The 12,576-nt window shown below is 57.6% G+C and carries 10 protein-coding genes; all 10 read left to right on the top strand.

Annotated elements, in window-relative coordinates; genetic code table 11:
* The first annotated feature begins 23 nt into the window (after positions 1-23).
* Positions 24-551, top strand: a complete 528-nt coding sequence (locus ACID345_RS02785; RefSeq protein WP_011521352.1) for a sigma-70 family RNA polymerase sigma factor — start codon at positions 24-26, stop codon at positions 549-551.
* Positions 548-1,315 (top strand): anti-sigma factor, encoded by a 768-nt coding sequence (locus tag ACID345_RS02780; protein ID WP_011521351.1) that lies wholly within the window; start codon positions 548-550, stop codon positions 1,313-1,315. Before ACID345_RS02785 ends, ACID345_RS02780 begins: the two co-directional genes overlap by 4 nt.
* 276 nt (positions 1,316-1,591) lie before the next feature.
* The gene (locus tag ACID345_RS02775; protein ID WP_011521350.1) at positions 1,592-2,089 is read left to right on the top strand and encodes a hypothetical protein; all 498 of its coding nucleotides are present in this window, start codon (positions 1,592-1,594) and stop codon (positions 2,087-2,089) included.
* 267 nt (positions 2,090-2,356) lie between these two features.
* Positions 2,357-2,866 carry a hypothetical protein gene (locus tag ACID345_RS02770; protein ID WP_011521349.1) on the top strand — a complete coding sequence of 170 codons (510 nt, stop codon included), beginning with the start codon at positions 2,357-2,359 and terminating at the stop codon, positions 2,864-2,866.
* 88 nt (positions 2,867-2,954) lie between these two features.
* Positions 2,955-3,461 carry a hypothetical protein gene (locus ACID345_RS02765; protein WP_011521348.1) on the top strand — a complete coding sequence of 169 codons (507 nt, stop codon included), beginning with the start codon at positions 2,955-2,957 and terminating at the stop codon, positions 3,459-3,461.
* A gap of 338 nt (positions 3,462-3,799) precedes the next feature.
* The gene (locus ACID345_RS02760; protein ID WP_011521347.1) at positions 3,800-5,767 is read left to right on the top strand and encodes a DUF3857 domain-containing protein; all 1,968 of its coding nucleotides are present in this window, start codon (positions 3,800-3,802) and stop codon (positions 5,765-5,767) included.
* Positions 5,736-7,730, top strand: coding sequence for a DUF3857 domain-containing transglutaminase family protein (locus tag ACID345_RS02755; RefSeq protein WP_011521346.1), 1,995 nt, complete (start codon positions 5,736-5,738; stop codon positions 7,728-7,730). The genes ACID345_RS02760 and ACID345_RS02755 overlap by 32 nt, the downstream gene beginning before the upstream one ends.
* 34 nt (positions 7,731-7,764) lie before the next feature.
* On the top strand, positions 7,765-8,163 hold the full coding sequence (locus ACID345_RS02750; RefSeq protein ID WP_011521345.1) for a hypothetical protein: 399 nt from the start codon (positions 7,765-7,767) through the stop codon (positions 8,161-8,163).
* A gap of 205 nt (positions 8,164-8,368) precedes the next feature.
* A complete protein-coding gene (locus ACID345_RS02745; protein ID WP_049761630.1) occupies positions 8,369-10,210 on the top strand; it encodes a phosphoenolpyruvate carboxykinase (GTP) in 1,842 nt (613 codons plus the stop codon).
* A 219-nt stretch (positions 10,211-10,429) separates the two neighbouring features.
* A complete protein-coding gene (locus ACID345_RS02740) occupies positions 10,430-12,562 on the top strand; it encodes a hypothetical protein (protein ID WP_148209996.1) in 2,133 nt (710 codons plus the stop codon).
* Positions 12,563-12,576: the final 14 nt, after the last annotated feature.

Below are 12,576 nucleotides of genomic sequence, written 5' to 3'. Positions count from 1 at the left end.
CGTCACATCCGGAGACGAGCGACGTGGTATTGATCGCGCGCGTGCGCGGTGGCGACCAGTCGTCGATGGCGGTGATCTACGACCGCTATTCACCGATTGTGTATGCGGCGGCGCTTCGCATCCTCGGCGACGCGGCCGCGGCCGAAGACGTCCTCCAGGAGATCTTCATGCAGCTCTGGCGCAACCCCGCGGCGTTCGACGCAAGCCGAGGGAACCTGGCTGCGTGGTTGGGCGTCATAGCGCGGCATCGCGCGATTGATGTATTGAGAAAACGGAAGCCGCAGACCGACTTCGAAGACGTGGTGATCGCTTCGACCTACGACCTGCGCAAAGAAGCCGAACAAAATGCCATCGTGGAGAAGGTGCGGGCTGCGCTCGCGGAGATGTTCCCCGAGCAGCGCCGCTGCATGGAGATGGCGTATTTCGAAGGACTTACCCATTCGGAGATCGCGGCCAAGACCGGAGAACCGCTGGGGACGATCAAGACTCGCATACGCAGCGCGTTGATCCAGTTACGCAAGAAACTGGGCGGCGCAGGAGAAAGCTCGTGAGCACGCACGAACAGTTCGAAGAGGTAGTGCTCTACGCGCTTGGCTCGCTGGATGCGACGCAGAAGCAGGCGTTTGAGGCGCATTTGCAGGCGTGTGCCTCGTGCCGTCGCGAGTTGCAATCGGTACAGGAAGACCTGGGATTACTGGCGATGAGCGCCTCGGGGCCGCGTCCACCCGGACGTTCGCGCGAACGTTTGCTTGCCGCGATGACGAATGAACCGAAGCGCATTGCGCGTCCGCAGACGGTGGGCAAGGGCTGGATGTGGATCCCGTGGTTCACCACCTTGGCGTTCGCGCTGGCCGCGGCTCTGATGTTCTTCACGAACCTGCGGATCAAGAACGAAGCGGCAGCAATCCGTGCCAACGCCCAGGAGCAGGAGATCCAGCTTCGGCAGGCGCGGGAGATGCTCGAGCTTTTGAAGTCGCCGGACGCGATGCGCGTGACGCTCATGCCGGCGAACGAGAAGCCGAAGCCGCAGGCAAAGACGATCTACAGCATGAAGATGGGCAAGATGATCTTCATGGCGAGCAATTTGCCGCCGGCGCCGCCGAAGAAGGCCTATCAGTTGTGGCTGGTTCCGATGGAAGGCGCGCCGATCCCGGCGGGAACGTTCTGGCCGGATGCCAGCGGGAACGCGACGATGGTGGAGACCTCGATGCCTTCCGGCATGCAGCCTAAGGCGTTTGCAATCACGCTGGAGAACGCCGAAGGATCGAAGACCCCGACGATGCCCATCATCATGTCGGGCGGCGCGGGCGACTAGCTTCCATATACAAGAGGAATCGGGAGTTCATCTCCAATCGGTGCCTGTCCTGAAGAGACTTTCTTCCAAAATCCAAGCGCACGCGAATACGTGGACGGGTGCCCTTCTCGGCCAATTTCCGCAGTTTGAGTCCGCAGAGAGCGGAGGCCGGTGTGCACGTTGCGGCGCCACGAGAGTACAAGTGCCCAGTTCCACCTGGGGAACCGCCCCGACGTTCCCCTCGCGCCTAACCATTTCCGCCCCGCAAATTCTCGGGGCACCCATTATGGAGATCGCATGAAAAAAGCAATTTGCACCCTGGCTGCCCTGTTTACGCTGTCACTCACCACTTTCGCGCAGAACAAAGCGCAAACGCCCCGATATGAATCAGCGATTTCCCCGAAGACGGAAGTCGCTAACGTCGCGGCGGTCACCTACACCGGCGTGTTCGTCTATAACTTCACGATCCTGCTCACGTCGCCGATTACGGACCCGCCGTCTTGCACGGTAAGCGTGGTCACAACGGATGCGGCAAGCGGGCGGCAGTTTGAGGAAACGGCGATCGGTACCGCCAGCGCTCCCAGCGGCGGCTATGCGAAATGCACCGTGAAAATCTACTATTCTTGGGCGCTGGGCAGTGGCGGTAGCGACATGGTCACGGGTCAATATAGCGTCTTAGGTTTCACGACCAATACGGTGGGGACGACGGAACGCACCGCAAGTTCGAATGTCGTCAGCTTTCCGGTGCCGGCAAACGGGACAACGACGACCACCGCCATTTCGAGCAGACTGTAAAACCTCAGGTTGCGTGAGACGCCCGGCGTGCGCCGGGCGTTTTCTTTTGCATGGAAGACGCGCTTGGGGTGGGTAACGTCCGGTTGGCCAGTGTCCTAAAGCCGAGTTAAGCACAACCTAAACTGTGGGATTATAGGCGCCACCAAAGGTCAGTTTTTCCTTCCCTGGGTGTCCAACGGGCTCGACTGGAACCAACTGCGGTTCCTTGACCAAAACATCTTTCCGCCCCACACCCTCATGGGGAATTCAATCAATGGAGATTACTGCATGAAAAGAACACTGCATGTGTGCACGTTACTTGCTTTGCTGACGCTTTCCCTTTCCGTTTTCGCGCAGGACAAAACTGATCAGTCGCGAAATGACGGCGCCTCGGGAATCTCGCCGAAAGAGGTGGTTACGAATATTGTCACCTCTCCTTACAGCGGCGTGCTGGTTTACAACTTCACAATTCTGACATCCACCCCGATCGTGGATCCTGTGAATTGTGAAGTACAGGTATACGTGAGCAGCGATTCCAGTGGCCGGCAGTATTACGAAAACGCGAATGGGAAAGCCACCCCGATCAGCGGTGGTTATGCAAAGTGCACGGTGAAAATCTACTACACATGGCAGCTCGCGAGTGCGGGTACTGACATGATCACCGGGAACTACTACCTCTGGGGCTATACCTCAGCTACCGCAGGAACGACCGAGCGTCAAACGCAGGGAAATCTCGTCAGCTTCACCGTACCAGCTACAGGCGTGACCACGACAACGGCAATTTCGGGAAGACTGTAACCGGCTCGAATGGGGCCAATTGCGGCTCCCTCACGAAAACATCTTTCCGTCCCCACCTCGTTGGGGAATTCCAAGCAATGGAGATTGCATGAAAAAGACATTGTATGTGGGCACGTTACTTGCCTTGCTGACACTTTCGCTCTCGGTTTTCGCGCAGAACAGATCTGAGCGCCCGCGACATGACCAACCGATGATTTCGGGGAGGGATGTAGTTACGAATATCGCTACGACTCCGTACAGTGGCGTTCTCGTTTACAACTTCACGATCCTGAATTCGACTCCGACCGTGAATCCGGTGACTTGCTCAGTATCGACTTATGTAAGCGGCGACACCAGTGGCCGTCAATTCTATGAAACGGCTTATGGCAGGGCCACGCCAATCAGCGGCGGTTATGCAAAGTGCACGGTGAAGATTTACTACACATGGCAGCTCGCGAGCGCCGGCTCTGACATGATCACCGGGTCAGCTAATTTCTCCGCGAATACCGCGGCGACTGCGGGTACAACCCAGCGCTCCGCGCAGCAAAGTCTGGTGAGCATTCCCGTTCCGGCAACGGGTGTGACCACGACGACTACTCTCTCGGGTAGACTATAAGACCTGTAGTTCGTAACCGAAGGCGCCCGAGACCCGGGTGCCTTTTGTAGTTGGGGCATTATTCTGGGCGTTCGTCGCGACGACACCCGGCACTTCCGTGTGGGTGACGGCGAGTTCAGTTTCTCGCGGCGGTGATGCGGTAGTTTTGGTCCTTCACGAACTTGCTTCACCGCAACCTGCAAAATCACCGAAAAGAAAAACGGGAACACCGTTACGACTGTGCGCTTCTACGTGTAATTTCCTATTCCCCAAAAAGTGGTGGACAGTTCATAATTCAGCTACTCTCCTCCTTTTCGAGGCTAGAAGCAGAAGTACTTTTTTGGGTCTAGGGAGTTCCGATGAAGAAGTTCTGGTTTGCCCGCAACACTACCTTGTGTGCTGTGGTTTTCCTCGGTTTAGGTCTGGCCCGTGCGATTGATTTTCCGCCTGTCACTCCTGAACAACTTGCGATGAAAGACAATCCGGCGCAGCCCGGGGCGAAGGCGATGATTCTGTATCGAGCCATTGAGCGCGACGACAGGATGGGCTCGCAGGCTGAGTATGCCCAAATCAAGATCTTCACGCAGGAAGGCAAAGACTACGGCGATGTTGTACTGGATTTCGATCGGGGTGCATACACGGTCGAATCGATCAAGGGCCGGACAATTCATCCGGACGGAACCGTGATTCCGTTCAATGGCAAGGCGTATGAAAAGGTGATTGCCGAAGGCCAGGGATTCAAGGTTCACCGCAAGGCATTCACCATGCCCGACGTGACGCCCGGCAGCGTCCTTGAATACAAGTACGTAGTGCGATGGGAGGCCTCGGACCCGGCGACACACCAATATTATTATTTCCCTCGCTCCGAGTGGGAGGTATCCAAGGAGCTCTACCAGCAGAGCGCGCATTTTGTGTTTAAGCCGCTGACGATGGACGGACTCTATTGGTCCCTGCGCAGCAACCGCCTTCCGCCGGATGCGAAGTTCAATCACGAACAACTTACGGACAAGGTCACCCTGGACCTGGTGAATGTACCTGGCGTGGAGAAGGAAGAATTCATGCCGCCGTCGTCAGAGACGAAGGCGCGAGTGCTCTTCTTCTATAGCGATACCCATATTCCGGAGCCCGATCAGTATTGGAAAGACCATGGAAAGAAGTGGCACGGCTGGGCGGAAGGCTTCATGGACAAAAAGGGCGCGATCCAGAAGGACCTCGCCAGCGTGATTTCGTCGAGCGATTCGACGGATGTGAAGCTCCGGAAGATTTATGAGCACGTGCAGTCATTCGAGAACCTGGAATTCGAATCGGCGAAGAGCGACAAGGAAATCAAGGCGCTGAAGATCCGGGACATTAAGAGCATTGAAGACGTGATCAATGGCAAGGCCGGGTATCGCAATGAGCTGAACCGTACATTCGTCGCGCTGGCGCGTGGAGCAGGATTCGATGCGACGCTGGTGGCGGTGACGGAGCGCGATACGGCCATCTTCCACAAAGAGTGGCCATCTTCGTCGCAGCTCGCTTATGAGATCCCGCTGGTGAAGGTGAACGGTGCAGATATTTACCTCGATCCGGGGAGCCCGTTTTGCCCGTTCGGCGTGGTGCCATGGGAAGACACCGCAGTTTCAGGACTGAAGCTCGATAAGAACCCGCCGGTTTGGGCACAGATTCCACTTCCACCCAGCGATGACTCGAGCATTAAGCGCGTCGCGAAGATGACGTTAGGCGACGACGGTTCTCTGACCGGCGAGGTCGAAGTGACGTTCACGGGGCAGGATGCGTTCCATCATCGGCTCTGGGAGCGCAACGAGGACGATGCCGGCAAGAAGAAAGATATGGAGGAATTACTCCAGGACTGGATGGCGCTGAAGGCGGATATTGAGTTGGAGAAGGTAAATGATTGGAAGGCGTCCAATGTTCCGCTCGTCGCGACCTTCAAGGTGACGGTGGCAGGCTACGCGAGCCAGGCCGGCAAACGCGTGCTGATTCCCTGCACTTTGTTCGCCGCTGCCTACAGGAACCCGTTCACTCCGACGAAGCGGGTGAACCCAATCATCATGCATTACGCCTACGACCGCAGTGACGACGTCACGATCAAGCTGCCGGCGAATTTCCAGGTGGAGAGCATGCCGAAGCCGGTCGCCGAACAGAACAACATCGCGGACTTGAACGTGAAGTGCGACAGCAACAACGGAACGTTGCACCTGGTGCGGGACTTCAAGCTGAAGGGCCTATTCATTGATCAGAAGTATTACGGAGCGGTTCGCGGATATTTCCAGCAGGTCCAGGCGGGGGCAAATGAGCAAGCTGTACTCAAGATGGGAAATTAGTCGTCGCATTGTTCTCGTCCTCGGCGTTCTGCTGCTGATTGCGGTGCCGGCGAGTGCGGGCGATTCGGTGCCGGACTGGTTCCGGCAGCTCGCGCACGCGCCACTGCCGAAGTATTCGGACGAAGCCAATGCCGTGGTGCTTCTCCATGACGAGGCGGTGACCGTCCGTGACAACGGAGATATGTACGTTAACGTGCGGCGCGCGGTGAAGGTGCTGCGTCCGAAGGGCAAAGAGGAAGGGGTCTTTGTTGTGCAGTTCGACAAGGACCGCAAGATCGAGTCCTTGAAGGCCTGGAGCATCTCGCCAAACGGGCAGGAATACGAACTGAAGGAGAAGGACGCGATCGAAGGCAGTCCTTACGAAGATGCACTTTACGATGATCACCGAGTGAAGGTGATCAAGGTGCCGGCAGTAGAAGTGGGGTCGTACGTCGCGGTGGAGTACCAGCAGAAGCGACGTCCGAATGTTTACAGCGACCGTTGGGATTTCCAGGAAAATGTGCCGGTCAAGACGGCGCGCTTCACGATCAATCTCCCGTCGAGTTGGGAATACCAGTACCGCTTCAGCAATTGGGCGGAACAGAAACCCCAGAACATTGGCGCCAACAACTGGCTGTGGGAGGTACACGACATCGAGGGCATCAGCGAAGAACCGGACATGCCGTATCCCGGATCGCTCGCGGGGATGATGGCGGTAACGTTGTTCTCATCGTCGATTCCACAGGCCACGCCCATGAAGGCCTGGAGTGACGTGGCGAAGTGGGCCAACACGCTGAATGCAAGTCGCCGGGTTACAACGCCAAAGATGCAGGCGAAGGTCGCGGAACTCATCGCAGGTAAGACAGACGCGGTGGCGAAGATCCATGCGATTGCCAGTTACGTGCAACACAATGTTCGCTACGTCGAGATTTCGATTGGCAAGGTTGGCGGCTGGCAATCGCACATGGCCGGCGACACATTCGCGAACGGCTACGGCGACTGCAAAGACAAAGCGACGCTGCTGGTGACGATGTTGCAAGAAGCCGGCATCGAGTCGTACCTGGCGCTGGTGGACAGCGAGCGCGGGGTGGTGAATCCGGCGGTGCCAACGCCGTGGACGTTCGATCACATGATCGTAGCGATCAAGATTCCATCGAATACGGATGCGACTTCGCTCTTTGCCAGAGTGGATGATCCGAAACTTGGACCGCTGCTCATTTTCGATCCGACTGACGACATGACGCCGTTCGGGCTGCTGCACTCCACCGAACAGGATAGCTATGCCCTGCTCGTGACCGGCGACAGCGGAGAGTTGGTGAAGATGCCGCTGCTAGCGCCGAGCCTGAATCGGTTGCTGCGGGTGGCGCATTTGCAGCTCACGCCGGAGGGTGCGCTCAACGGAGAGGTGGAAGAGATTCGTTGGGGATATGAGGCGTCTGTGATGCGGGCGCGGCTGGTGAATTCCGATCGCGACAAGCGCGTGAAGGTGATTGAGGAATTTCTCTCAGAGTTTCTTGATCGTTCGCAATTGACGTACGCGAGCATCCAGGGACTCGATAAGTATGACGAGGCGCTGATCCTGCGGTACAAGTTCGAGGCGCCGGACTACGCGAAGACGGCCGGCGATCTGTTGCTGGTGAGGCCGCGCGTACTGGGGAGCAAGAGTTCGTCGATTGCGGAAGACAAGAAGCGGAAATATCCGGTGACGCTGTATCCGACGGCGTCGATGCAGAGCGACATGATTGAGATCAAATTGCCGGCAGGATTCAAGGTGGATGAACTGCCGGAGCCGACTCAGGTGACCGCGCCCTTCGCGGAGTATAAGAGCAAAGTGGAAGCGAAGGACAATGTGTTGTCGTACAGCCGGACGTACACGGTGAAGGACTTGGTAATTCCGGTGGATCAACTGGGAGCGTTGCAGAAGTTTATGCGGGGGATTGCGGCGGATGAGAGGAATACCGCGGTGCTGAAGAAGACGCCGTAGGCACCCAGATTTTCGATCGCGATAAACTCCTGCAGTGCACAACGAACTGACATTGATCTCGGCGTTCATAAAGCGGAGCAAGCGCGACCGCTATCGGGAGTTCGTGTCCGATCCTCGGCTGCGTCGCAAATTCACGAGCCAGCTTGCTCACTTCAGCGATTTCGATCCGAAGTATCGCGTCGACATTCCTAGTAGCAAGCTTTCGGTCGACAAGATTGCCGTTGAATTGCGGAAGAGACACTCTCCTAACATTGTTGCTGCGATATCAGAAGATCCTAACCTCGACCAGAAATGGGAAATGGTTCGAGTGCTGGAGCGAAACGGCATCTACATCCAGAAAATCAAGACCGATAAGCCGGGCTACGTCGTTTATGAGGACGAGTGGCAGTTGGTTGCTGAGCCGTTTCGGAAGGGCACGATGACTAGGCGGTAGCGTCCTTCCTCGCCACGCGTGTGCCCCGAATCCCAGCTATCCTTTGCAGCATCTATCACTTAGGGCATTAATTCCGAAAAGGCACATTTTGTGAGCGGGCGCACACCGCGCCTCTCGCAATTGCAATAAAATTACAGCCTGCTAAACCAGCCCGTCAGCCGAACTGGCGGAGAATAAAGCGCGTCTGGTGCGCGCGAGGTGAAAAATGGCACATTCTATTGTTAGCGAACCGAAGACACGGCACGACGTGCCGTTGGCAAAAAACAAACACCTGCTGCGGTGGGTGGAAAAGATGGCGGAACTGACCACCCCGGACCACATTCACTGGGTAGATGGTTCCGACGAAGAGAACGAAAAGCTCTGCGCCGACCTGGTGCAGAACGGCACCTTTATAAAGCTCAACGAAAAACTTTGGCCTAATTGCTATTACGCCCGTTCGGATGCGAGCGATGTCGCGCGCGTTGAAGACCGCACGTTTATCTGCTCGCTGTCGAAGGACGCGGCGGGTCCGACGAACAACTGGGAAAATCCGTACGAAATGCGCAAAAAGCTGCGCGGGTTGTTTGCGGGCTGCATGAAGGGACGCACGATGTATGTGCTCCCGTTCAGCATGGGGCCGATTGATTCGCCGATGGCGCAGATCGGGGTTCAGCTTACGGATTCGCCCTACGTTGTGGTGAACATGCGCATCATGGCGCGCATCGGGATCAAAGTCTTCAAAGAAATTGATAAAGACACGAAGCGCGTGGTGCCCTGCCTGCACAGCGTGGGCATGCCGCTGGCTCCTGGGCAGAAAGACGTTCCGTGGCCGTGCAACAAAGAGAAATACATTGTGCATTTCCCCGAAGCTCGCGAGATCTGGTCGTACGGTTCCGGTTACGGTGGCAACGCGCTGCTGGGCAAGAAGTGCTTTGCGCTGCGCATTGCTTCCACCATGGCGCGCGATGAAGGCTGGATGGCGGAACACATGCTGATCGTCGGCGTGGAATCGCCAGAGGGTGAGAAGACCTACGTCGCGGCGGCATTCCCGAGCGCGTGCGGCAAGACGAACTTCGCCATGCTGATTCCGCCGAAGGGCTTCGAAGGCTGGAAAGTGTGGACGGTCGGCGACGATATCGCCTGGATCAAGCCGGACGCGAACGGGAAGTTGAGGGCGATCAATCCGGAAGCAGGATTCTTCGGCGTGGCGCCGGGGACATCAATGAAGACAAACCCGAACGCAATGGCGTCGCTGGCGAAGAACACCATCTTCACCAACGTTGCACTCACTCCCGAGGGTGGGGTGTGGTGGGAAGGCATGACCGACGAGCCGCCAGCGGAGTGCACCGATTGGCAGGGCAGGAAGTGGACGCCGCAGATCGGAAAAGAAACGGGCGCAAAGGCAGCGCATCCGAATGCGCGGTTTACGGCGCCGGCACGGCAGTGTCCCACGATTGACCCGCACTGGGAAGATCCCGAGGGCGTACCGATCAGCGCGTTCATTTTTGGTGGACGCCGCGCAACGACGATGCCGCTGGTGTATCAGGCCTTCAATTGGAGCGCGGGCGTGTATGCCGGCGCGACCATGGGCTCAGAGATGACCGCAGCTGCTGCGGGCACGATCGGCAAAGTTCGCCGCGATCCGATGGCGATGCTGCCGTTCTGCGGCTATCACATGGGCGACTACTTCCGTCATTGGCTGAAGATGCAGCGCAATCTGTCGGTAACGCCCCGCATCTTCCACGTGAACTGGTTCCGCAAAGGCGCAGATGGCAAGTTTCTGTGGCCCGGCTACGGCGAGAACATGCGCGTGTTGAAGTGGATTGTGGACCGCGTGCACGGCCGCGGCTTCGGCAAGGAAACGCCGATCGGCTGGATCCCGGTGTATGACGACATTCACTGGAAAGGCATGGAGTTCCCGCGCGAGCAGTTCGAAGAGCTCGAACGCGTGGAGCGCGAAGACTGGAAGAAGGAGGTCATTGGGCACGAAGAGTTATTCATCGAGTTGCATGACCACCTGCCTTCGGAGATGGTGTACGAGCGCGAATTGCTGATCTGCCGATTGTAGAAACAAAATGAATTTGAAGGGATGGCGGCTTCGGCCGCCATTTTCCTTTGCACGCTAAGCTCAAACATACACGAAGGTGCTGTATTTGCTTTTTGCCTTTCCATATTGAAATTCAGTAGACTGCGTTCCCAATCTCTCCCATTACGTGTCTTCCAGACGTCAGGCCGAACCCGCAATGCCGGGCCGTTCGTTACAGAAAAAAATAACCAGGAGCAAAGCGTGAGAACTCTGCAAGTCGTGTGTCTCGCTGTGCTGTTGTGCTGTGTCGCGTTTGCGCAGGAGACGATGCAAGCTTCGTCAGCCCAACCGGTAGTTCCGCACCTGATCCGCTTCACCGGCCAAGTGAAAGCCGCAAGCGGAACGGTTGGCATTACCTTTTCGCTTCACAAGGCACAGGAAGACAGCAAACCCCTGTGGATCGAAACGCAGAACGTGAAGCTCGACGCGGACGGCAAGTACTCCGTGTTGCTCGGCGCAACGAAAACGGACGGAATCCCGCTGGAGCTCTTCTCTTCCGGCGAAGCGCAGTGGCTGAGTATTCGTGTCGAAGGCCAACCGGAGATGCCACGCGTCCTGCTGGTCAGTGTTCCGTATGCACTCAAGGCCGCCGAGGCCGAGACGCTGGCTGGACATTCGCTATCGGAATTCGTGACCACCGAAAAGCTCAGCGCGATGCAACAGCAAGGGGCGCCGTCTTCTAGCGACACGACTGTGAAGAAATCTCCCGGGACGCGAAATGCTGTCGGCAGCGGACCGACGAACTTCAGTGGAACGACGACGGATCAGATCGTCGGCGTGACGCAGATTGGTACCGGAGCTGGAGTTTCCTCCGCTGCGGCGAGCGGCTATGCGATCTACGGCAAGAGCAGCGGGACCGCGATCTACGGATTCAGCACGGCGACATCCACCGCTGGTTATGGTTTGTACGGCGCCACCACTTCGACTTCGGGTTATGGCGTCTTCGGCGCAAACAATGCGACGACGGGTACGGCGGTGGGTGTGCGCGGAACATCGCTTTCGAATGGCGGTATCGCGGTGTACGGCACCGCGAACACGCCGACGGGGACGGCGACCGGCGTGAAAGGCATTACGCAATCGCCGGATGGTTACGGCGTATTCGGTCAGAACACGGCGACCACCGGCAATGGCATAGGAGTTCGCGCGAACTCATCGTCGACGAGCGGCATTGCGTTACTGGCCAACGAACTTGCGGCTTCGGGAACCACCATTGGGATACAAGCCACGGCTGCGAGTGCGAACGGCACGGCAGCAGTGCTGGGCAATTCGAACAGCGCCGGCAAATTGATTAGCGGGCGCTCGGGAGGGAGCAACACAGAGGTCTTCTCGGTGAATGCGCTCGGCAGCGGCACGTTCAGCGGCAACGGAGCTCCAGCAATCATCGGTAACGTGGGGTGCGGGGCTCCGTCCGCCGGCATCAGCTTCGATGCGCTCGATGGCTGCTTTAGCTACACACTGCTCCAGCAGAACAGCGATGTCTTCCTGAACCGTCCCACGGGAGGCATTCTGCATATTCGAGAGGGCAACAAGGAGGAAATGTCGGTCGGTTCTGGCGGCAGTCTTACCATCGCCCCGACCGCACGGGTGCCCGGTTTGAATACCTATGGCGGGGTGGATCCAACCGACTTTGAGAGCGAAGTCGGCGTGTATTCCACCGGCGGCGCCTCGACCAACGGGCTCGGCGGAGACGGAATGTTTACGACGGGCGGCGCCAGTACGAACCACTATGGCGGGCATGGGATTGTCGCCATTCCCGGCCACGGAGCCGCTGGAGACGGTCTTGCGGGGCTCTTCCTCGGCAATGTTACGGTGAACGGCACGTTTACCAACGGTGCGCAGAGATTCCAGATCGACCATCCACTCGATCCCGCAAATAAGTACCTCTCCCACGCCTCGGTGCAGTCCTCGGAGATGAAGAACATCTACGACGGCGTCGCCGCGTTCGACGCCAATGGCGAAGCAATCGTGCAACTGCCCGATTGGTTTGAAGCGGAAAACGGCAACTTCCGTTACCAACTCACTCCGATCGGCGCCTCGTTTACGCCGTACATTGCTACAAAGGTTTTAGGAAACCGCTTTAAGATCGCTGGCGGCTTGCCCGGGAAGGAAGTTTCATGGCAGGTCACCGGCGTGCGTAAGGATGCTTACGCGCAGGCGCATCCACTGCAAGTGGAGGAGCAGAAACCCGAAGGCGAGCGCGGATACTACATCTCTCCTGAGTTGTACGGGGCGCCACCGGAGAAGCAGACGGAATGGGCCCGGCGTCCCGGAACGATGAAGCGAATGCGTGACAACGCGAAGCCGAATCGGGGCGAAGCGTTCGCAACCAAGTAACGAGCGCTAGCTGC

This window comes from Candidatus Koribacter versatilis Ellin345 (genome assembly GCF_000014005.1).
Taxonomy (GTDB): Bacteria; Acidobacteriota; Terriglobia; order Terriglobales; family Acidobacteriaceae; genus Korobacter; species Korobacter versatilis_A.
Note: the sequence above shows the minus strand (reverse complement) of the source record. Positions and strands in the feature narration are given on the sequence as shown.

What these genes read in the sequence shown, in the direction of transcription:
- ACID345_RS02775 (WP_011521350.1), top strand. Translation starts at nt 1,592, where the DNA reads ATGAAAAAAGCAATTTGCACCCTGGCTGCCCTGTTTACGCTGTCACTC.
- ACID345_RS02755 (WP_011521346.1), top strand. Translation starts at nt 5,736, where the DNA reads ATGAGCAAGCTGTACTCAAGATGGGAAATTAGTCGTCGCATTGTTCTC.
- ACID345_RS02770 (WP_011521349.1), top strand. Translation starts at nt 2,357, where the DNA reads ATGAAAAGAACACTGCATGTGTGCACGTTACTTGCTTTGCTGACGCTT.
- ACID345_RS02760 (WP_011521347.1), top strand. Translation starts at nt 3,800, where the DNA reads ATGAAGAAGTTCTGGTTTGCCCGCAACACTACCTTGTGTGCTGTGGTT.
- ACID345_RS02765 (WP_011521348.1), top strand. Translation starts at nt 2,955, where the DNA reads ATGAAAAAGACATTGTATGTGGGCACGTTACTTGCCTTGCTGACACTT.
- ACID345_RS02745 (WP_049761630.1), top strand. Translation starts at nt 8,369, where the DNA reads ATGGCACATTCTATTGTTAGCGAACCGAAGACACGGCACGACGTGCCG.